The 20753-nt window shown below is 31.8% G+C and carries 23 protein-coding genes; 9 read left to right on the top strand and 14 right to left on the bottom strand.

The genetic code is table 11. From position 1 onward, the window contains the following. Nucleotides 1-43: 43 nt before the first annotated feature. The 3 genes from ACI9TV_RS12610 to ald are packed head-to-tail and all read right to left on the bottom strand — an operon-like array spanning nucleotide 44 to nucleotide 1985. Nucleotides 44-673: a class I SAM-dependent methyltransferase gene (locus ACI9TV_RS12610; protein ID WP_415251166.1), complete on the bottom strand. Its 630-nt coding sequence runs from the start codon at nucleotides 671-673 to the stop codon at nucleotides 44-46. Then, nucleotides 673-816 (bottom strand): hypothetical protein, encoded by a 144-nt coding sequence (locus tag ACI9TV_RS12605; protein WP_415251165.1) that lies wholly within the window; start codon nucleotides 814-816, stop codon nucleotides 673-675. The genes ACI9TV_RS12610 and ACI9TV_RS12605 overlap by 1 nt, the downstream gene beginning before the upstream one ends. A gap of 47 nt (nucleotides 817-863) precedes the next feature. Then, a complete protein-coding gene (ald, locus tag ACI9TV_RS12600) occupies nucleotides 864-1985 on the bottom strand; it encodes an alanine dehydrogenase (RefSeq protein WP_415251164.1) in 1122 nt (373 codons plus the stop codon). Nucleotides 1986-2194: 209 nt separating this feature from the next. Here ald and ACI9TV_RS12595 point away from each other — a divergent pair, with 209 nt between their 5' ends. After that, nucleotides 2195-3631, top strand: a complete 1437-nt coding sequence (locus ACI9TV_RS12595) for a diguanylate cyclase (RefSeq protein WP_415251163.1) — start codon at nucleotides 2195-2197, stop codon at nucleotides 3629-3631. Between the two features lie 161 nt (nucleotides 3632-3792). On the opposite strand, the gene ACI9TV_RS12590 is transcribed toward ACI9TV_RS12595, so the two are convergent. From ACI9TV_RS12590 to amrS, 3 genes are all read right to left on the bottom strand, one after another. Beyond that, nucleotides 3793-4557 (bottom strand): IS256 family transposase, variant Zn-binding type, encoded by a 765-nt coding sequence (locus ACI9TV_RS12590; RefSeq protein WP_415251167.1) that lies wholly within the window; start codon nucleotides 4555-4557, stop codon nucleotides 3793-3795. Between the two features lie 133 nt (nucleotides 4558-4690). Further along, nucleotides 4691-4951: a hypothetical protein gene (locus ACI9TV_RS12585; protein ID WP_415251162.1), complete on the bottom strand. Its 261-nt coding sequence runs from the start codon at nucleotides 4949-4951 to the stop codon at nucleotides 4691-4693. Beyond that, a complete protein-coding gene (gene amrS, locus ACI9TV_RS12580) occupies nucleotides 4932-5957 on the bottom strand; it encodes an AmmeMemoRadiSam system radical SAM enzyme (RefSeq protein ID WP_415251161.1) in 1026 nt (341 codons plus the stop codon). Before amrS ends, ACI9TV_RS12585 begins: the two co-directional genes overlap by 20 nt. Before the next feature lie 89 nt (nucleotides 5958-6046). On the opposite strand from amrS, the gene ACI9TV_RS12575 reads away from it, so the two are divergent. The 3 genes from ACI9TV_RS12575 to rseP all read left to right on the top strand — a co-directional run bounded on the left by ACI9TV_RS12575 (nucleotide 6047) and on the right by rseP (nucleotide 8238). Then, nucleotides 6047-6508, top strand: coding sequence for an L-isoaspartyl protein carboxyl methyltransferase (locus ACI9TV_RS12575; protein WP_415251160.1), 462 nt, complete (start codon nucleotides 6047-6049; stop codon nucleotides 6506-6508). A gap of 114 nt (nucleotides 6509-6622) precedes the next feature. Continuing rightward, nucleotides 6623-7186 carry a CDP-diacylglycerol--glycerol-3-phosphate 3-phosphatidyltransferase gene (gene pgsA / locus ACI9TV_RS12570; RefSeq protein WP_415251159.1) on the top strand — a complete coding sequence of 188 codons (564 nt, stop codon included), beginning with the start codon at nucleotides 6623-6625 and terminating at the stop codon, nucleotides 7184-7186. Next, nucleotides 7186-8238: an RIP metalloprotease RseP gene (gene rseP, locus ACI9TV_RS12565; RefSeq protein WP_415251158.1), complete on the top strand. Its 1053-nt coding sequence runs from the start codon at nucleotides 7186-7188 to the stop codon at nucleotides 8236-8238. The genes pgsA and rseP overlap by 1 nt, the downstream gene beginning before the upstream one ends. A 310-nt stretch (nucleotides 8239-8548) precedes the next feature. Here rseP and ACI9TV_RS12560 read toward each other — a convergent pair whose 3' ends face one another. From ACI9TV_RS12560 to ACI9TV_RS12550, 3 genes are all read right to left on the bottom strand, one after another. Beyond that, nucleotides 8549-8968, bottom strand: a complete 420-nt coding sequence (locus ACI9TV_RS12560) for an SHOCT domain-containing protein (protein WP_415251157.1) — start codon at nucleotides 8966-8968, stop codon at nucleotides 8549-8551. A 262-nt stretch (nucleotides 8969-9230) separates the two neighbouring features. Beyond that, nucleotides 9231-9530, bottom strand: coding sequence for a hypothetical protein (locus ACI9TV_RS12555; RefSeq protein ID WP_415251156.1), 300 nt, complete (start codon nucleotides 9528-9530; stop codon nucleotides 9231-9233). 264 nt (nucleotides 9531-9794) lie between these two features. Then, nucleotides 9795-10229 (bottom strand): DUF1566 domain-containing protein, encoded by a 435-nt coding sequence (locus ACI9TV_RS12550; protein WP_415251155.1) that lies wholly within the window; start codon nucleotides 10227-10229, stop codon nucleotides 9795-9797. A 506-nt stretch (nucleotides 10230-10735) separates the two neighbouring features. Between ACI9TV_RS12550 and ACI9TV_RS12545 the strand changes: the two genes are divergently transcribed. From ACI9TV_RS12545 to ACI9TV_RS12525, 5 genes are read left to right on the top strand one after another with little or no spacing between them, the layout of a single operon-like run. Beyond that, nucleotides 10736-11566: a CheR family methyltransferase gene (locus ACI9TV_RS12545; RefSeq protein ID WP_415251154.1), complete on the top strand. Its 831-nt coding sequence runs from the start codon at nucleotides 10736-10738 to the stop codon at nucleotides 11564-11566. Nucleotides 11567-11575: 9 nt separating this feature from the next. Beyond that, the gene (locus ACI9TV_RS12540; RefSeq protein WP_415251153.1) at nucleotides 11576-12466 is read left to right on the top strand and encodes a sensor histidine kinase; all 891 of its coding nucleotides are present in this window, start codon (nucleotides 11576-11578) and stop codon (nucleotides 12464-12466) included. Next, complete coding sequence (locus ACI9TV_RS12535; protein ID WP_415251152.1) at nucleotides 12467-12931, top strand: chemotaxis protein CheD; 465 nt, start codon at nucleotides 12467-12469, stop codon at nucleotides 12929-12931. Nucleotides 12932-12936: 5 nt separating this feature from the next. Continuing rightward, nucleotides 12937-13977 (top strand): protein-glutamate methylesterase/protein-glutamine glutaminase, encoded by a 1041-nt coding sequence (locus tag ACI9TV_RS12530; protein WP_415251151.1) that lies wholly within the window; start codon nucleotides 12937-12939, stop codon nucleotides 13975-13977. 60 nt (nucleotides 13978-14037) lie between these two features. Further along, entirely contained in the window at nucleotides 14038-14766 is a 729-nt protein-coding gene (locus ACI9TV_RS12525) for a response regulator transcription factor (RefSeq protein ID WP_415251150.1), read from the top strand. On the opposite strand, the gene ACI9TV_RS12520 is transcribed toward ACI9TV_RS12525, so the two are convergent. The 5 genes from ACI9TV_RS12520 to ACI9TV_RS12500 all read right to left on the bottom strand — a co-directional run. Continuing rightward, nucleotides 14763-15764: an HD domain-containing phosphohydrolase gene (locus ACI9TV_RS12520; protein WP_415251149.1), complete on the bottom strand. Its 1002-nt coding sequence runs from the start codon at nucleotides 15762-15764 to the stop codon at nucleotides 14763-14765. The genes ACI9TV_RS12525 and ACI9TV_RS12520 overlap by 4 nt on opposite strands. Nucleotides 15765-15845: 81 nt before the next feature. Next, entirely contained in the window at nucleotides 15846-16277 is a 432-nt protein-coding gene (locus ACI9TV_RS12515; protein WP_415251148.1) for a response regulator transcription factor, read from the bottom strand. Beyond that, a complete protein-coding gene (locus tag ACI9TV_RS12510) occupies nucleotides 16265-18235 on the bottom strand; it encodes a PAS domain S-box protein (protein ID WP_415251147.1) in 1971 nt (656 codons plus the stop codon). Before ACI9TV_RS12510 ends, ACI9TV_RS12515 begins: the two co-directional genes overlap by 13 nt. 46 nt (nucleotides 18236-18281) lie before the next feature. Further along, nucleotides 18282-19574, bottom strand: a complete 1293-nt coding sequence (locus tag ACI9TV_RS12505; protein ID WP_415251146.1) for a response regulator transcription factor — start codon at nucleotides 19572-19574, stop codon at nucleotides 18282-18284. Nucleotides 19575-19577: 3 nt separating this feature from the next. Further along, nucleotides 19578-20753: PAS domain-containing protein (locus tag ACI9TV_RS12500; protein WP_415251145.1), on the bottom strand; the 1176-nt coding region annotated here is incomplete at its 5' end.

Genomic DNA, 20753 nt, shown 5'->3' with positions numbered 1-20753 from the left:
TTTATTTTTAGATTTTTTATTATCCGCTATGTAAATATATTTTTTAATTATCATAGATAATCAATTTTTTATCTATCTTGAGCGAAGAAAATCCAAACTCATTTTTTATCCATTGGAAAGTTTTTTCTGAATAAAAAAAGACATGGGTAGGATCATTCTTATAGTACCAAGAGGCAAAATTTATTTCATCATTGTAAACTTCAGTCATTAGGTAAAGTTTTGAGCCTTCTTTTAACATACTCTTTAAAAGTTTAAACTCTTTATGTGGGTTGTAGAAATGTTCAATTACTTCACACGAAGATATATAATCGTATTTTTTTTCTAATAATTCTGGAAAATTATGAAAATAAGGATCATATTTAGTCGTGTTGTAACCAGACTCTTCTAAAATAACAGAGATAATTGCAGAGTTTCCAGCACCAAAGTCTAAGCCTTCATCTTCAACTTTAAAATCTTTCATAATCGATGAAGTTATAGGAGAAATAAATTTTCGATATCCGCCGTCATTTGTATCGTCATCATGTAATTCATATCTTTTCTTTTCATCTACTTCGTTTGGCTGAGCTTTTTCATCAAGAAAAATAGAATGACAAGTTTCGCATTTATAATATACATCAACGTTAGTAAAAAAAACTTCACTTAGAGTCGAGCACAATGGACATATAGCTTGCATTAATCTCTTTTTAGTTCATTATGAGCTTGTTGTGAGGCACTTTTAGCTCTGTCAAAATACGGCTCTTGAGGTTTTTTTGCACATGCAGTAAAAGTTATAAAAAATGAAAGAAAAAGCACTATATGTATTATTGTTTTATTCATCTGTCTCTCCTAAAATTATTTTTATACATTTTACAAAATATATACATTTAATCTTCTGAATCCAGTAAAGGTTCTATCTCTTTATATGTCAAACCAAATACTTTTGCAACTGCAGCATTAGTAAGAGAGTTTTTATATACATTAACTCCCTTTCTAAGAGATGCATCATTTCTAAGAGCTTGGAGAGTCCCTAAGTTTGCTAATTTTTTGACATACTCAAATGTGCTGTTAGTCAAAGCGATAGTTGCAGTTTTAGGATAAGCCCCAGGCATATTTGCTACACAATAATGAATTACACCCTCATCTACAAAAATAGGGTTCGTATGTGTAGTTGGACGTGAACTCTCAGATATACCCCCTTGATCGATAGTAATATCAACCAAGACACTCCCCTTTTTCATTTGCTGCAACATCTTTTTACTTATAAGTTTTGGCGTTGAATCTCCACCATGGATAAGAACCGTACCTATTACAACATCTGCGCTTTGAATAAGCTCTTCTAGTGTAGTAGGTGTATAAATTTCAGTATGTATGTTAGGAAACAGCTGTTTAAGGTTTTCAAGTTTAGGAGATGAGCGATTTATAACTGTAACATTAGCACCTAAACCATAAGCAATTTCAGTAGCCCCTGCTCCAGCATTTCCCGCTCCTATCACTAAAATATTTGCCGCTTCCACTCCAGAAGCACCACTAATCAAAATACCTTCACCACCCTGGTATCTACTGAGATGATGAGCGGCTACTGTAGGAGCCATCTTTCCTGCTATTTCACTCATTGGTTTAAGTAATGGTAGTTCATCCCCATATGCTACCGTTTCATACGCGATAGCACATAATCCTTTTTCAACTAATGTAGCAGTTAAATCTTTTAAAGGAGCTAGGTGAAGATAACAAAAGAGTGTGTGCTTCTCATTTAAAAGTTCATATTCAGATTTTTGAGGCTCTTTCACTTTGACAATTAAAGTAGCTTGTGAATATACAGCACTGGCATTATCAACTATTTTTGCACCCGCTTGCATATATAAATCATCACTAAACCCACTTCCTTTACCAGCGGATTTTTCCACAACTACACTATGCCCATCTTTTATAAGTTGTGCTATATTCAATGGTGTAGCAGCAACTCTAAATTCGTCAGTTTTAACTTCCTTTGGGATTCCTATAATCATTATTTCCATACTCCTTCAAATGAATAATCACTAGTGACATAAATATTTTAGCCCTTTTTCTTGAACTAATTTTGCAGTGTCATAAGTATACTCAAAAAAATAATGAGTGCCATTGAAAGCATTCATTCATATATAAACAACTACTTATAAATAGTAATTAAAAGAAAAATTATTGTAAAGTCAGTATAATGAGAGATAAGGGGTATATCATGCGATATTTACTGTCTCTTTTAATTATCAACATACTTGTCTTTGCAAATGTTGATAGCATTATGCCCGAACCAATTTTTAGTGACGAGGAAAAAGCTTACTTAAAAGAAAAAAAAGAGATTACAATGTGTATCGATCCAGACTGGATGCCATTTGAAAAAATAGAAAATGCAAAACATATAGGTATGACAGAAGAGCATTTTAGACTCTTTTCCAAAAAAATCAATACTCCTATAGTACTTATTCCAACCGCAACATGGACACAATCAATAGAGTTTGCTAAAGCAAGAAAGTGTGATATATTTTCTTTGGCTATGAGCACGCCAGAAAGACTTGGTTATATGAATTTTACAAAACCTTACCTGACATCAGAGCTAGTAATAATTACACAAATCACAAAGCCATTTTTAGACGACCCAAGAAGTTTGACGAAACAACCGCTAGGTATAACAAAAGATTATGCTTTTATCCAGATTTTAAAAATGAAATACCCTAACTCAAATCTAATTGAATTCAATACTTTAAAGGATGGACTTGAAGCTGTCAGACGTGGTGAAATATTTGGTTATGTAGATAACCTCATAACATCTGGCTATGCAATTCAAAAAGATTATATTGGTGAACTAAAGATAGCAGGTAAGTTTGATGAGCAGTGGAATTGGGGCATTGGAGTGCGAAATGATGATTTAGTTTTACTTTCCATTTTTAACAAAGCTATATCTTCTATAAAAAATGAACAATATAGAGAAATAATTAACAAATGGATCAGCGTGCAGTATGAGTCTGGTTTTGATTATGAGTTATTTTTTGAGCTCATGGCTTTCCTACTCTTCATAACATCCTTACTTGCCTATCGCCATTACACACTTAACAAATATACTAAAATACTCGAAGAAAAAGAAAGACAACTACGTACTCTTTCCATAACTGATTCACTTAGTGGTTTATATAATCGAAGACATTTTGATGATATTTTTTTTCAAGAGTTCAACAGAGCCAAAAGAACTGAACTACCTTTTATCTATGCCATGTTGGATATAGATAACTTTAAAAAATACAATGATATCTATGGGCATCAATTAGGGGATATTGCGATATCTCTTGTATCTGACGTTTTACAACATCACACAAGAAGAGCTGGTGATTACGCTTTTCGTATCGGTGGAGAAGAATTTGCCCTTATATTTCAGTCTACACAGGAACAAGAAGATATAAATCAAAAGAAATTTGAAAATATCCTTCAAGATATAAAAAATTTAAGAATATCTCACAAAGTAAACCATCCTTCATTACTTCTAACTATCTCATGTGGAGCAACAAAAATACTCTCATATCATAACATAGACACACTCGAGCTATACAGATTCACAGATGCTAATTTATATGAAGCCAAAGAAAAGGGTAGAGATAGAGTAGTTTATAAAGAGATAAAATAGAAAAAAAGTTTAGTATCCAAGTCAAGCCTAGATTAAGAGGCTAAATCATTCTTTTTTATTATAATTTACTAAGAACTCATCTATAAGTTTTGTTTTTAAACTTTTAGTTATTCCTTGATGTAACTTAATGAGTTTTTTAAATTGAGTAAATACTCCACCGTCTAATTCATTAGTTGTATTTGGAATTTGTAACTTTGGAGTAATTCTATATATAAATAAGTATGGTAAATTCTTTTGTAAACTTCGATATGCCGATACAAGTTTTCTATGTGTAAATTATTTTTTCCTGTTATTGAATTTATACTTTTTTCATTGATAAACTCATTATGTACTTCATTCCATTTATCTAGTTTATTTTTAGATCTAAGTTCAGTTGTTGTAGTTAATCTGGACACAATTTTCTTTAACTCTTTAGAAGCTTCAAGCTTAGGTCTTCTAGTTAAATACCTATGTATAATTATCTTTTGATGAAAGTGACACATTTGTACTGGAAATTCTTCTAAAGCTCTAAATAAGCCTCTCTTACCATCTACAGTAATACCGTTGATTGTAAACCCTTTACTGATTAATTCATCTTTTAGATAAATATACTCTATCAGTTTTTCAGATTCAATATGTTTCCAGATCAGTATTCTATTTGTTAGTACATCTTTAAAAACTAATACTCCAAACTTATCTTTTCTTTTTCCAAAAAAAGTAGCATCAGCGACTATTGTTACTGCTCTCGGAATGAATGTATTATATGTTGGTTCGTATTCATAAATTTGTTTACGTACCCATGGAATACTACGTTTATATTTACTTGATAGCTGTTTAAGAGTTTGCTTATTGTAAAAGTACTGGTTGAAGATGATTTTTTGTAGTTTTTCAGGTTTTCTATCCGATGAAAATTGTATATTACTATTCAACCATTTATATCTTTGTATCCCTCTAAATTTACCATTCTTTTTAGTATTTAAATTCTGACATTCTGGACATCTTTTTTAGTTTCTTTACAGGCATTTGTAGATAAACCTTTGTTTACTACCAATATACTGTAATTTGAATGCTAGCTCAGCCTCACATATTTTTCATTACGTCCACTTTTACAATTAATATGGCCTCATCATATACTGCTTTTGCATTTTCAACTAACTTCGCACCTACGCTAAGATATGCATCATCACTAAAACCACTCCCTTCTCCTGCAAACTTTTCTACAATCACACTATGTCCATCTTCAACTAACTCTTTTACATTAGATGGTGTAACACCAACTCTAAATTCATCAGTTTTTACCTCTTTTGGATTCCAATAATCATTATTTCCATACTCCTTCAAGCTCATAGTTACAAAGAGGACATACACCATTATCTCTAAGTTTATTAATAACATACTGTCCAATATTTCCGCTTCTATCAACAACTCTCTTTTTACAATTTGGGCAGTATGTTGATTCATGATCTTCATTGTCAATATTTCCTATATATAGATACTTTAAACCCTCTTCTTGACCTATTTTATATGCACGTAGCAGTGTAGACTCAGGGGTACGTGGAATATCAAGCATTTTATACATTGGGTGAAATGCTGAGAGATGCCAAGGTATAGATTTATCAACACTTGCTATAAACTTTGCGATCTCCCTTATCTCTTCATCAGAATCATTTTTTCCTTGAATTAAGAGTGTAGTTATCTCTACCCAAATCCCTTTTTCATGTGCATACTTCACCGTTTCAAGTACTGGCTTTAATCTTGCACCACAAATCTCTTTATAAAATTCATTTGAAAATGATTTAATATCTATATTCATCCCATCTATGTATGGTTCAAGTAAATCTATTGCCTTATGGGTTTCATAGCCACTCGTGACATAGATATTTTTTAAACCTTTTTCATGTGCTAGCTTTGCTGTGTCATACGTGTACTCAAAAAAAACAATTGGTTCATTGTAGGTATAAGCAATTGAATCACACCCATGTTCAAGGGCAAGTTTTACTATATGTTCAGGGGGAAATTCACGGCCTACAATTTCATGATTGTTCTCTTTTGGATATTGAGAGATATCATGATTTTGACAAAACTTACAAGAGAAGTTACATCCAACTGTACCAAGAGAAAAGGCTTTACTTTGAGGTAAAAAATGAAACATTGGCTTTTTCTCTACAGGGTCAATATTTGCAGCTGCAGCAAGTCCATAAACAAGAAGTTTTAACTGCCCGTCTTCTACTTTTCTAACACCGCAAATACCATATTCATCTTCACTAAGAACACAAGCTTTCGAACATGCTTCACATAAGATTTTAGAATTTTTTAGTTTTTTACTTAACCATGCATTTTGAGACATCTTACCCTCCTTAACAATTAAGTCTACTTTCTATCATTATTGTATCTAAATTGTTTTGATATAATATAATCATTATGGGGGAGTAGTTTATGAATTCTAAATATGGATTAATCAAACATCTTATAAGCACTGGGACGATACATTCAAGTAATATTATTGAAGCTTTTGAATCTATAGATAGCGTGGATTTTGCTTTAGACCCAAATGCTTCAGATGTTTATGAAGATTACCCTCTTTCTATTGGTTATGGGCAAACAATTTCTCAACCAACTACAGTGGCCATGATGCTAGAAATGTTAGAACCAAAAGAAGGGGATTCAATTTTAGATATCGGAAGTGGTTCAGGCTGGAGCACAGCAATTCTAAGTTATATTGTAGGTAAAGATGGTTCTGTCATTGGTAGGGAAAGGATAAAAGAACTTGTAAAGTTTGGAAACTATAATTTAGAAAAGTATAAATTTCAAATGGCAAAAATTATTCAAGCAAGAGATACCTTAGGAATAATTGGAGAAAAATTTGATCGCATTTTAGTTTCAGGTTTGTTCCTTTAATAACTCAATAACAGTATACATTCAGATCTTTACACAAAGTTATATCTCATTTCCCCAAGCCTAAATTAAGAGCCAAAAAGTTAAAATTTCATCATATATAATACAAGGATATTTTTGTTAAACCTACCTAACGCACTAGCCTCCATTCGTATACTTATCGCTCCGTTTATGTTTTGGATTATACTAAATCCACAAGTATTTACTGATAATGGATTCCATGTATCTTGGAACTACTACTTTGCATCTTTACTTTTTGTTCTCGCTTCAGCAACAGATTTTTTTGATGGATACATAGCAAGACAATGGAATCAAATGACAATGCTTGGTGCGATTTTAGATCCACTTGCTGATAAAATGCTTACTCTCGCCGCATTTTTAGGTTTAATGATGATAGGTGAAGCAAGTGCATGGGCAATTTACATCATCGTAGTTCGGGAGTTGTTTATTACAGGACTTCGTACAGTAGCTGTGAGTGAAGGTTTAGCTGTTAAAGCCTCATGGGCTGGAAAAATAAAAACCGTTGCGCAAATGATAGCTATAGGCTTTTTACTTATGCATTGGCCATTAGCAACTGAGCTTTTATGGTTTGCAGTTTTTCTTACTGTATACTCTGGCTTAGAATATCTTTGGGGATTTAAACAAGCCCTCACATCAGATACAAACAAGGAAAACAAATAATGGGTATGATAGTTTCACTTTTAGTCCTCTCGGCACTTATATTTTTTCACGAGCTTGGTCATTATATGGCTGCTCGTTTAATGGGAGTGTATGTAGAAGTTTTCAGTATTGGTTTTGGTAAAAAAATAGCTTCTTTTCAAAAGTTTGGAACAGAATGGCGTATAGCGATGATTCCACTTGGTGGCTATGTTAAGATGAAAGGTCAGAACGATTCCGACCCTAGTCAAGTTAGTCTTGATGATGATAGCTATAACACAAAAACTCCAGCACAAAGAATCTTTATTCTTCTTGCTGGTCCGGCTGCAAATTTTGTCTTAGCATTTGTTCTTTATCTTTTCATCGGACTGGGAAGCCCAATGGTTCTTTCCCCCATAATCGGTAAAGTTGTCGATAATTCACCGGCTTTTGTAGCAGGTCTTGAGACAAACGATACTATCCGATCTATTAATGGTGTTGGTATTACAACGTGGAAAGAAATGGCTAAAATCATCTCTTCATCTGAGGAGAGTTTAAATCTTGAGATACTTAGAGACGGTTTTGTAGAGATGAAAACCTTAACACCTAAACTAGAAGATGCACAAAATATATACGGTGAAACAATCAAGAAAAAGATGATAGGGATAGGAAGTGCAGGAGTAACGCATAAACTCGACCTTGGATTTACTGAGACCTTCGCTTATGCAACCGAGCAGACTATATTTGCTTCTACTATGATATTTACCGGTGTTAAAAAGCTTATTCTTGGTGAAGTACCGGCCAAGGAGTTAGGTGGGGTCATAAGTATCGTAAAAATTACTGCTGATGCAACTGATGCTGGTTGGATGAGTGTCTTGTTTTTCGCAGCACTCATCTCAGTAAACTTAGGTGTCTTAAATCTACTCCCTATCCCAGCCCTCGATGGTGGACACATTATGTTTAATCTTTACGAAATGATAACAAGACGTGCTCCAAGTGAAGCAGTTCTCATCAAACTCACAATTGCCGGATGGGTAGCTCTCTTTTCTCTTATGGGACTAGGATTATTTAATGATATTAATAGATTAATGGGTTGATATATCTATAACAAACTACAAATAACTACATAAATCCCTACTTTTCAAGTGTTTTTTAGCCAAAAGTAGGGATTATTCTAAAAGATATTACTTTAAATCTGATTTATCTACTACACAAATAAAAGACTTCTTTACAATTAAGAATAATATTTTGTATTAAGTGGAAGCGATAGACAAACGAATAAGCACAGATGTAAAGTAACCACTACGAATGAGTTAGGATACAAAGAAGTTTTTTAAAAATGTTGGATTAAAGCCTAAACATATAAGCACTAATAGAACTATCTAAAACTAATATCACACCAAGAATCTACTTTGAAAAAATCTTTGCTTTTTGAATTGCAAATTCTTCTTCAGTAATCAGACTTTCTTTTAATAAATCTGACAACTTCTTAATTTCATCTGCCACACTTGTGGTTGCAGGTTTGTTTGCATTTATTACTTCTTCCTTCTCTGTAGGTAGAGTTATTGTGATAACTATATCAGATTTAGATAGGTAATAAAGTAGATAAATTACAAAAGGAAATATCCATAGAAGAAACCAGATGATACTCCATACGATACTAAATTCCTTTTTTTTAACTAATTGTATTTGATTGTCTTTTCTGTATTTAATAACATAACCCGCTACACCATATAAAGAAGTAAGTTTGTCGAACTTTTCTCCATTTGATAAGGACGTATCATTTTTAATTTCATTTGCTTTATTATTTAAATCTATTTCATGCATTTATTTTCCCTATTAATATTAACACAAAATGATTATTAAACATATTAGAGAATTATAAAAGGTACTAACTGATAAACTTCTAATTTGAATTTTCACTTCTACCAAAAAGATAAACACTGGAAAGAAGAGTTTAAAGAGATATTATTATCTCAAATAAAGGATGTTGTCGTCGTTAATCTATTCTTTACCCTTCTTTGTGGGTCTTATCCATAGTTTTAAAGTATGGATATTATTGCAGGAGTACAATAAGTAGTTATTACTATTACTTTTTATTGAGCTGAGTTTTAACTTGGCTTAAAACCTCAATAACTCCATCTTTATAATCTCCATCTTTTAAATCAGAAATATTACTCATTTGGGAAGTTAAAATATTTTCAAACTCGATTTTCAGCAACCTATCTTTTTCGAAAAAGTGATAGATTAAATCTAATGTATATTGATAGGAAGTAATTTTTCCTTTTCTATACTTCTCAGAAATATTCAAACCTTTGTTGTATTTGTATTTAGTAAGTTGAGAAGAACACTTGTTGCTGATTTCTTCTAATAGTATTTTTGTATTCATTTTTGGAGTGTAGTATAAAATAATATAGATGCCTAAAAGTATGACATAATGTAATTATCATTTGTTTTTAGAAGATAGGTTCTTCTTCAATTAAATATACTTTCAGGGGTCGGGGTTACCCCATAATCTCTTAATTACATAACTTTTTTTACAACTGCATAGCTTAGAAGTCCTCATCAACATAGAAAAATTCCTACTAAATATAAATAAATACACAAAAAGCATCTGTTGGAGTGGACGAATTCCCTTCTCTTTTACTTTTAGTTAGTTACTCTTTTTATAACATCTTACGTAAAATACTTTATCCATTTTTTCTCTGTTAAATGCACCCGATAAAAAGTTTATTACAAAAGCTTCCTTACTGGCTGCATGTCCAAAGGTCTTGGATGACCAGTAGTTATCAGATACAACAAATTTGAAATTTTCTGAAATAGTAGGTTTATACACCTTAGTATCCACAATTGAAAATAGTTCCATAAAACCGGGTAATTTCCAAGATTTATGTCCGTCAAGTTCTAAGTTTTCACAATAACCAACTGCATCTTCAAAATTTCTTTTTGTTGTTGAGACATCTTTTGTATCTTGCCATAGATAGTTTGTTTTTGTATCTTTTATAATGTTTGCAGAGTTTTTGACAATATCAGCATTAACGCCCAAAGATATAAACAAAGTCAAGATGAGTGTATTGAGTTTTTTCATAAATATTCCTTATAATATTACTTTAGGGATTGTAGCAACATTATTTAAAAGATGACTTAAATAAAAATTTATTTACCTACCGGTACCTTCCTTTTAGCAAATCAGACTTAATTAAAAAATTGGCTGCTTAATACACAATCTAAACTATGATATACGGTATAGAATTGATAAGGAGTTTTTAGATGAGACAAGTGTTTCATCAACTATTGTTATACAGAGAATAGGCAAAAAAAGTTTGTGATACATGGCAAAATATAGATCAACCTAGTGGCTTTCATGCATATCCTGTTGTAGGTGGGATAACTATTACAATAGATAAATAACTTAATTTAGAAATCTTATATTTATATTATCCATTTTTATTTGATAGCATTGACACTTTAGTGCCACTCCAAAAATGTATAATATCTTCATATAGAACAATAAAATAAGATGTACAAAAAAGTAGTATTGTCTCATTTATAATGAAGATTCTAAAAAATGACAATGCAAAGGAATTTAATAAATTGAGTCAAGAACATATACTTTCCATCGCTGAATTTAGAATGTTTCAAAAGTTGATTTATGATGAAATTGGCATCTCTCTTGCAGAACATAAACGAACTCTCGTACAGTCTCGTCTGAGAAAATGGTTAAATGAGTTTGAGTTAAATAGTTATAAAGAACTTTATGAAAAGATATGTAATGACAAGAGTTCTCATATGCTAATGCTTTTAGTAAATGCTATCACGACGAATGTAACTTCTTTTTTTAGAGAAGAAAATCAGTGGATTTATCTTCAAGAAAATATTCAAGAACTCTTTGATATACCAAATAAACGCATACGCATCTGGTCTGCTGCATGTTCTAGCGGACAAGAACCATATAGTATTATTATCTTTTTAAAAGAACATCTAAGTAATTTTCACCAATGGGATGTTAAAATTTTAGCTACTGACATTTCCGAAGATATTTTAGTAAAAGCAATGAAAGGTATTTACACACAAAGAGATATTGAGAATATGCCAAAAAATATAATATTGAAATATTTTAATATTTTTAAAAATAGTGATGGTGTTCAATCTTTTGTCATAAAAGATGAACTAAAAGAACATATAATTTTTAGATCATTTAATCTTGTGACCGGTAATTTCTCCATGTTTAAAAATAAATTTGATCTCATCTTTTGTCGTAATGTAATGATCTACTTTGACAGACCTACTCAAAATCAACTCTTAGAGCAGTATTCTAAATTACTTAAAGAAAAGTCTAGACTATTTATCGGTCACTCAGAGTCTATTCACAATAAAAATGCTAAATACAAATTATCTGCTCCATCAATATATAAACTAAGCTAAGGAACTATAATGGAAATGTCTCAAGTAACTGATGAAAACTTACTAAAAGAAATAAGTCGCCGTTTTGAAGAGAAACAAGCTTCAATCGCAGAAATGGAGTTTATGACAAAAAAACTTCTTACTTTAAATGAAAAAAACCAAGACTCCCAAGAAGTTAAAAGTCAATTTTTATCTCTTATAAAAAATGAGTTTAACAATCCCATGTCATCTTTACTCAACATTGTAAACATGATGATCAAAAAATCAGATGATGCAAAAATATCAACTCTCTCTGACATGATGAAAAGAGAACTTCTGAAACTTGATTTTAGTCTGAAAAATATTTTCTCAGCTTCAGAAATTGAAGCAGGTGAAATTGCAAATGATTATTCAGTTGTTGAGATTAAAACCATTTTTGATGAAACAGTTGCGTACTTTTCTTCTATAATTGAAGAAAAATCATTAACACTTGAGTATGTAAGTAAGTGTGATGAAAAGATTATTGCAGATTCACAAAAGCTAGATATCATACTGTTAAATTTAATCTCAAATGCTTGTGAGTACTCATATCCAGATGCTAAAGTTTTTGTAACTCTGCTATGCGATGAAACAAACTATACCATAGAGGTTCAGGATGAGGGCGAAGGTGTATATGCCGAGCATACGAAACAAATTTACAATCGTTTTGCCCATTTTGAAACCGGTAAAACAAGAGCCACGGCAGGGCTTGGACTTGGTTTGAGTGTAGTGAGAGGAATGGTTGAAGCACTTGATGGAACTATTGATAATATAGCAAGAGATGGGAAAACTATCTTTATTGTTACAGTTAAAAAGATTGATGAAACTAAGGTAGACTTATCAACTGGATTTGGCTCCAATGAATTCATGTTTGATGATAGTGATGGCATGGTTGAATTTTAAATGTATACAAGAAAATTCATCCATGTTGGAGAGATCAATATTGGAGCAAGACCGACTGAAATAAGCACTATACTTGGTTCATGCGTTGCAGTATGCTTGTATGACAGTATCACTCAAATGGGTGGAATGAATCATTATTTGGTACCATTATGGAATGAAAATGGCCTTCAAAGTCCTAAATATGGGAATATATCTATTCCTCGCCTGATTGAGAGTATGGTAAATATTGGTTGTGATGTTAACAATATGGAAGCTAAAATTTTTGGTGGTGCTAATGTTATTGATGTTTCTTCAGAGGACATGATGATAGGACGCAAAAATATTTTAATAGCAAAAGAAATTTTGAGAGAGTATAGTATTCCTATAGTTGCACAAGATGTTGGTGGAGATAAAGGAAGAAGAATTATGATGCGAAGTGATACAGGAAAAATATTTTTAAAATACATTAAAAGTGGTAATGAGTAAATAACATGGGCATTAAAGTTTTAATTGTAGATGACAGCGCTACGGCAAGAGCAATTCTCAGTGAGATTTTACAAAGTGATAGTGATATCCAAAGTATTGATACTGCTCCAGATGCTTACATTGCCCGTGATAAAATTGTAAAAAATCGTCCGGATGTTGTCTGTTTAGATGTAGAAATGCCACGAATGGATGGCATAACTTTTTTAAAAAAACTAATGCTTCATATGCCTATTCCCGTTGTTATGGTCTCCTCATTAACTCAAAAAGGTGCACAGACTACACTTGATGCACTAGAAGCCGGGGCTGTTGACTTTATTGCTAAACCTCACTCAAATATTTATAACAGCTCAAACGAAATACAAGAAGAACTTTTGCAAAAAGTCAAAAGTGCTGCCAATGCCAAAGTACAAAAACGATCTAGTACTGAGCTAATAAAACAGCTTCACTATAAAAGCGCTCTTTTAGAAACTACCCAAAAGTTGATAGCCGTAGGTTCATCAACTGGAGGTGTTGAGGCACTCAAAGAATTTTTAACTCAATTTCCAAGAAACACTCCAGGAATGTTGATAGTGCAACATATGCCTTCGGACTTTACAAAACAATTTGCCGAACGTTTGGATGGAATATGCCAGATGGATGTGAGAGAAGCCAAAGATGGAGATACTGTTAACATCGGTGAAGTTCTTCTTGCTCCGGGAGACAAACACATGGTTCTAAGAAGATCAGGTCACAGGTATTTTGTTCAACTAGGTGGAGGTCAAAAAATTTCAGGACATCGTCCTTCTGTTGATGTAATGTTTAACTCTGTATCAAAAACAGCAGGTGCCAATGCCATTGGCGTTATATTAACTGGTATGGGCGCAGATGGGGCAAAAGGTTTATTAAACATGCGAAAAGCAGGTGCAATGACTTTTGGACAAGACAGAAAAAGTTGTGTTGTCTATGGAATGCCAAAGGTTGCACAAGAGATTGGTGGGGTAATTAAACAAGATTCTCTTCAAGCACTTCCAGCAGATATACTCCGCTTTTTAGAGAATAAGGAATAATGAAGGATTTAATGTTGTTTATGTCATAATTTTTCAAAAATCAATCCTTTGGAGTTACTTTTGAGTTTTCAAACTTTAAAAAATATATCTAAAAACCTATCAATACTCTATGTAGAAGATGATAATGACCTTCGTAAAAGTACAGCACGTACTTTTTCTAAGTTATTTAAAGTCGTAGATTTAGCGGTTGATGGTAAAGAAGGTCTTGAGCTTTATAATAACTTCTTTTTAGACAACAATGCCTATTATGACATTATAGTAAGTGACATACATATGCCAAATCTTGATGGTATTGCTATGAGTAAAGCTATATTTGATATAAATAAAAAGCAAAAAATTATTGTTATTTCTGCTTACAGTGATAAAAAATACCTTATTGATTTAATCAACATGGGAGTTCAAGGGTTTATGCAAAAACCATTAAATACCAAACAAATGTTTAGTATTTTAAATGAAGTGTGTACTAGTTTTAAAGAGGAGCATTTAGTTTACCTCAGAGAAGGATATTTTTATGATGGACTGCTTAAAGCACTTTTTTTGGATTCTGAGAAAATAAACTTAACTGACAAAGAACTAAAAATCATGGATCTTCTCATTAAAAATAAAAACAATATCTTTAGCCCAGTAGATATATTTAATCATATTCATTATGATGATGTTGAAAAAGAATTTTCTGATGACTCCATCAAAAGTTTATTTAAACGTTTAAGAAGAAAACTCCCTGCAAACCTAATTACTAACAATCCTGAAATAGGATATAGCATTAATCTACAAATTTCTAGTACTTAAAGTATTATTGCCTCAAGTACTTTGAGATTTGGTATTTCATTTGTACTTAAATCTACATGATGTGTAGTACTACTAATAGTATATTTTTCTTCAAGCTCTTTTAAATAACTGCTCTTAGTAAGTTCTACTTCTGAACTACTTTTGTTTAAAACAATAAAATCATCACCATGTACTCTAAAAATAAGCGATGAGGCAAAGCACTCACATAGATAATTACATATTTTATTTAAAAGTATATCTCCTTCCTCCCAACTATATTTTTGATTGTACTGATTAAAATTATGTACATAAAGAGTATCAATTGATTTATACTCTTTATCAAAAACATTACGGTTTAAAATAAAATTCAAATAATCAGTATTATACGCATTAGTAAGCTGATCACGGTAAAAGTAAGCAAAGCGTTCTTTTTCTAGCTCTGTTTTAGGTAACTGATTAATTGTTTTTTCTATTGCAACAGAAGACAGTATTCTTAGAACACTTTTAATAACTTTTGGATGGAACTGCTTACCTGAGAGATTTTTGAGTTCTTCAATAGCGTCTCCAATGTCTTTGGAAGCCTTATATATTCGATTTGTAGTCATAGCATCAAATGCATCTGCTACAATCATTATGTGCGCAAGAATAGGAATTTCTATATTTTTAAGACCGTTAGGATATCCATTACCGTCATAATGTTCATGATGATAGATTATAATCTCAGCCACATCTTTGTACATGGGAATTTTTAGTAAAATATTATAGCTCTGCGTTACATGTTTTTTTATTATATTGTACTCAAAAGCACTCAATTTATCAGGTTTAAGTAAAATAGCGTCTGGAGTAGTTACTTTACCAATATCGTGTAGAATTCCTGCACGATATATGAGCTTACATTCTGCACTAGAGAAGTTCATATCTTCGGCTATCATACGACTGTAGTTTGCAACACGCTGTGAATGACCTCCAGTATATGTATCTCGGTTTTCAAGTATGGAGACAAAAGATTCTAAAGTCATTTCAAAGTTTAAGTTTTGTTCTTCTTTTAGAAGTAGTGCTTCAGTTGTCCGTTTTTGAACTGTCTCTTGAAGATAAGCCTTCTATTCAATATTCTCTTTGCGAGTATTGACATTCAAACTTGACTCATAAAGCTTCTGGTTCATTTTAAGATAATCAATAGGCTTCATTATATACCCACTAATACCAATACTGATACTATTTATAAAATAGGATATTTCACCATACCCAGAGATAATTATAATCTCTTGAGAAGGATTAATCACTTTAATTTCTTTTGCCATCTCGATACCATTCATAAAAGGCATTTCTATATCTGACACGACAATATCGTATTGATTTTTACGATAAAGATCCAAACCTTCTTGACCATTCTCAGCGACGCTAAGGTTAGGGAATATTTTGCTTAAGTATCTTATAACTGAATTTCTCAAGTCCTCATCATCTTCTACATAGAGTAATGTTATATCTTTTGCAAGCTGTTTAAGTAAATCAATATCCATTATTTTTTCCATTTAATCGGGATAGATATTTCAAAGCAAGCACCATCTTCAGTATTAGAGACTTCAATTTTCCCTTTAAGATGCTTTTCAATGATAGTTTTACTCATATAGAGTCCTAGACCTGTCCCAGTTTTTTTATCTTTAGTGGAGAAGTATGGATTGAAGATTTTATTTATTATTGCGTTATCTATACCTCCACCATTGTCACATACTCTTACAATGACATATTCTTCATCATTAGTTATATTGACATCTATTTTACGTCCAGTTTCTCTATTATCATAGAGTACTTCTCCAGCGTTTTTAAATAGATTAATAAAAACCTGTAACAATTCCCTAGAATAAGTCTTGACTCTATAACTTGTATCATTATTTATAGATAATAAAATCTGCTTATGCTCAAGGCTTTTACCAATAACCTTTTTACTCTCATAAACTATTTCTTCAACTGTTACCTCTTCAACTTCCTTATCAGGACGAAAAAAGTTTCTAAAATCATCAATAGTTTTGGATAGATATTCTGTTTGTTTTATAATACTCTGAGACTCTTCAATGATGTTCTCTTGGCTAACTTCATTGAGGTCAATATCTATAAGTAAATTATTTGCTCCCATTGCAATCACACTGATAGGCTGTCTCCACTGATGAGCGATCATACCAATCATCTCTCCCATTGCTGCATGGCGTGACTGAGCAATTATAATCTCTTCTTTGTCTGCTAACTCTTCTCTTAGGTGAACTTGCTCTGTAATCTCTTGCTTAATTCCAATGTAGTTAATGATTTTACCTGTTTCACTCATAACAGGTGCAATAATCGCAGACTCCCAGTACTCATCACCATTTTTCTTTATATTTTTAAACGTTCCAGACCAAACTTTATTGTGGCTAACCTTATCCCAAAGATTTTTATAATCTTCGTCAGTATGATACTTGCTTTTTTGTATTCTTGGATTATGCCCAATAACGTCTTCCAAAGAATAACCAGATAAATTACAAAAGTATGGATTTACATACTCGATGTTTCCATCAACATCCGTGATAACAATAGAAACCGGACTACTCTCAAGTATTTGCTTGAATTTTGCTATTTCATGCTGATTTTTGTACTGATCTGTAATATCAAAATACATCGTACCTGTTTGAGAGTTTTCTTCTTTCCCAATTTCAAACATCATTACTCTAAAGACATAATCCTTATTTTTAGAATCTGTATATTTTATAATAGCTTCTGCATTACCTTTGTCTTTTGACTCTGCTGCAAGTGCACTCCCTTGCTCAAAAGCCTTTTTAGAAATAAGTTCATGGCCTCTCTTACCTATTATATTTTCTAATCCGGTGAAGTCTGTTAATGCGCTGTTTGCATAAATAATACCCATACTATTATCTCTTATAGACACCATACCAGGAATATTTTCCATAAAGTGTTCAAACTGTTGCTTGGAGGTGAGAAGCTCCTCCTCTACCCTTTCTTGTTCAGTTACATCTGTATGAAAACCCGTCATATGCATTGCATTTCCATCATCATCAAAAATAGTCTGTCCTCGATTAAGTACTAATACCCAGTGTCCATCTTTGTGTTGAAGTCGATGCTTATTTTCATATAAGATGCCCTGTACTTGATGGTTAATTAAGATATCTTCTTTAGCTTTTTCAATATCATCCGGATGAATAAGATTTTCCCAACTTTGAAATTCATTAGATATTTCATCATCTTTGTAACCTAAAATCTCTTTCCATCTAGGCGAATAATAAACTTCATTGGTTTTAAGGTTCCAATCCCAAAAACCATCTTTTGTTGCTTCAATAGCATATTTAACTCTTTGTTCATTTTTTTTAATCGAACTTAATAGCCTTTGAGTAATACGTTTGTAGTGAAGGTAAATACTCAAGACTAAAATATTTGAAATAAATACAAGAGGCAATACCCACATAGTACCTTTGTCACTTAATATAAAATATACACTTAACAAGAACAGTGTATTAATTAAAATAATAATTAATACACTGTAAATCTTTTTAAAATAACTCAAAATCATCTTCATCATCTTGCACTACTTCTTTCTTCTCAAAAATAGACTGCAGCTGTAAACATGAGCTCAATAGAGAGGAGTCTAGATAATGAACATCATTGGCCTCTTGTTTAATAAATATATTATTTCTCCATTGAGACATATCATCAATAAGGAGTACAAACAGCATAGAAAACTTTTTATGATCTTTAGCATCTACTTGTTCAAGATCTAATGTTTTTAGATACTCATTTAAAGTATTAAGTCCAAATGCAAAGTGTTCAAACTCCATGAGCTGATCTATTACTTCTATATAAGTATCAAGTCCCTGGGTCATTTGATTTAAATATTCTTGTGTAGCTTCTGATTCAAATGAAATAGTAGCAACTTGAATCATATCTTCTATATTTTCAAGCTCTTCTATCTTATCTATAAGAGAAATAGCCGTATTATCTATGTATTGTTGCGCTGTAGTCTTGTTAAAGTGTGTTTTTGAGAGTATATCTTTTTGTGTATCTGTAATGTCTAGTTTCTCTACTTCTTCTTTTATTATTTTTTTTCTCTTGGAGAGACGAAAAGATAGTTTAGAGTTGTTTAAAATAAAGATTGCATTAGCATAGTGATGTAAAAGCGTGTGTTGTATGACTAATTCATCTATAATATTTAATGGTGTTAAAGTGAGATAAAGGTTTTCCTCATTCTCTTCAGAGATAATGGAAAAATTAATATTCTTTTTTAAAGATACTTGACCGTATGCATAAATCATTCTTATACACTCCTCCAAATTCTCTATATCGCAAGAAGAATCATTGAGATAATAATCCCAAAACTGAGAAAGGGACTGTATAGATGAAATGTTAAACTTAAGTGATCTTGAATATATCTCTTGGCTAAACTCATTCACTGCTTCTAAGTTAGAAAGTTCAAATTTACGTACTTCAACTATCTGTAAATAATTCTTTACACGTTGGTGAAAGAGGTCATCTTCGATAGGTTTACTCATATAGTCTTCAGCACCACTCTCAAGCATCTTATGTTTAGACTCTTCATCATCGAGTGCACTTAGAGCTAGAATCATTACATTTGAATCAAATGATTTAATAGTCTTAGTTGCAGTAATCCCATCAACGTTTGGCATCATAATATCCATGAATATGAGATCAAAATGCTCTTTTTTACACATATCTATTGCTTCTTGTCCGCTTTTAGCCTGTGATGTTTCTATATCCTCAAACTCTTCCAACAAAAGTTCTATAGTTGTTCTGTTATCTACTATATCATCAACAATTAAAATTTTCATACCTTAGTCCTTTCGTCTATTTTTAAATATAAGTGTAAATTTAGTACCCGTGTCATAGTCCGAGTCTTCAACTTTGTAGTCTATCTTCAAGTCCTGAGAAAGTAGCTTTAAGAAGTAAAGACCAACCCCGGTACCCTGCCCTCGTCTAGATAATAATACCTCATCTTCTTGTGAATAAAGATTAAAAACTTCTTCTTTGTTTTTTATTCCTAATCCATTATCTTCTATAGATATCTTAGTAAGATCACTTTCTCTAGACATAGTAATCTTTATTTCATCTTTTCCATATTTAATAGCATTAGAAAGTACATTTGAAATAATCTGCTTGACACGGTGTTCGTCACTGTAGATAAATGTTTCTTTATTACTAATAAATGTTACCTTAATATTATTAGCATCTATGAGAGAATCAAATTTTTTAATTGTATGAGAAAGTAGTTCATTCGCATTAAAGAGTGAATATGAATATATTAATTTTCCTGTACTGAGTTTTGAAACTTCTAAAATCTGAGTGACATTATCAAGCATATCAAATGCATTACTTAAAACTGAATCTAAAAGCTTTGAACATTTTTCGGGATTTATATTTTCAGGAGTTTGTACCTGCTTCTTAATGTATTTTGTAAAGTTTATAATTGCATTGAGTGGAGTTTTAAGTTCATGTGTAAAAACTACTAAAAAAGATTTTTTCGCAATCTTAATCTCTTCTTCTTTTTCTAAAAATTTTTTCTTGACTTCGATTTCATGTTCAAGCTTAAGAACATCAGTTATATCGTTACGAATAGCAATATAATTTTTAATATTTCCATCTTGGCCGATGAGAGGAATGATGATAGACTCACAATAAAACGGTTCACTGTCTTTAGTAATATTTGTCATACGTCCTCTCCAAATTTCACCAGATGTAATCGTTTCCCACATCTCTTTATATAATGATGGAGGGTTATCAGAACACTTAAACATACGGTGGGTCTGACCTATCATCTCTTCGCGAGCATAACCGGTAATACGACAAAAGTTATCATTTACATAAGTAATAATCCCCTCAGTATCTGTTTTAGAAACAATAGATGCATGAGTGAGAGCTTTGAAGTATTGTAAATCATCATATTGGAAAGTCATGCATACTTTATAAAGTGGGTCAAGCATCTCTTTTGAGTTAAAAGGTTTTTGAATAAA

This window comes from Sulfurimonas sp. (assembly GCF_047622445.1).
Classification (GTDB): domain Bacteria; phylum Campylobacterota; class Campylobacteria; order Campylobacterales; family Sulfurimonadaceae; genus Sulfurimonas.
Note: the sequence above shows the minus strand (reverse complement) of the source record. Positions and strands in the feature narration are given on the sequence as shown.

Excerpts from the sequence above, each read along its gene's own strand:
- ACI9TV_RS12610 (WP_415251166.1), bottom strand. The coding sequence starts at position 673 with ATGCAAGCTATATGTCCATTGTGCTCGACTCTAAGTGAAGTTTTTTTT.
- ACI9TV_RS12605 (WP_415251165.1), bottom strand. The coding sequence starts at position 816 with ATGAATAAAACAATAATACATATAGTGCTTTTTCTTTCATTTTTTATA.
- ald (WP_415251164.1), bottom strand. The coding sequence starts at position 1,985 with ATGATTATAGGAATCCCAAAGGAAGTTAAAACTGACGAATTTAGAGTT.
- ACI9TV_RS12595 (WP_415251163.1), top strand. The coding sequence starts at position 2,195 with ATGCGATATTTACTGTCTCTTTTAATTATCAACATACTTGTCTTTGCA.
- amrS (WP_415251161.1), bottom strand. The coding sequence starts at position 5,957 with ATGTCTCAAAATGCATGGTTAAGTAAAAAACTAAAAAATTCTAAAATC.
- ACI9TV_RS12575 (WP_415251160.1), top strand. The coding sequence starts at position 6,047 with ATGAATTCTAAATATGGATTAATCAAACATCTTATAAGCACTGGGACG.
- rseP (WP_415251158.1), top strand. The coding sequence starts at position 7,186 with ATGGGTATGATAGTTTCACTTTTAGTCCTCTCGGCACTTATATTTTTT.
- ACI9TV_RS12560 (WP_415251157.1), bottom strand. The coding sequence starts at position 8,968 with ATGCATGAAATAGATTTAAATAATAAAGCAAATGAAATTAAAAATGAT.
- ACI9TV_RS12555 (WP_415251156.1), bottom strand. The coding sequence starts at position 9,530 with ATGAATACAAAAATACTATTAGAAGAAATCAGCAACAAGTGTTCTTCT.
- ACI9TV_RS12550 (WP_415251155.1), bottom strand. The coding sequence starts at position 10,229 with ATGAAAAAACTCAATACACTCATCTTGACTTTGTTTATATCTTTGGGC.
- ACI9TV_RS12540 (WP_415251153.1), top strand. The coding sequence starts at position 11,576 with ATGGAAATGTCTCAAGTAACTGATGAAAACTTACTAAAAGAAATAAGT.
- ACI9TV_RS12535 (WP_415251152.1), top strand. The coding sequence starts at position 12,467 with ATGTATACAAGAAAATTCATCCATGTTGGAGAGATCAATATTGGAGCA.
- ACI9TV_RS12530 (WP_415251151.1), top strand. The coding sequence starts at position 12,937 with ATGGGCATTAAAGTTTTAATTGTAGATGACAGCGCTACGGCAAGAGCA.
- ACI9TV_RS12520 (WP_415251149.1), bottom strand. The coding sequence starts at position 15,764 with ATGACTTTAGAATCTTTTGTCTCCATACTTGAAAACCGAGATACATAT.
- ACI9TV_RS12515 (WP_415251148.1), bottom strand. The coding sequence starts at position 16,277 with ATGGAAAAAATAATGGATATTGATTTACTTAAACAGCTTGCAAAAGAT.
- ACI9TV_RS12505 (WP_415251146.1), bottom strand. The coding sequence starts at position 19,574 with ATGAAAATTTTAATTGTTGATGATATAGTAGATAACAGAACAACTATA.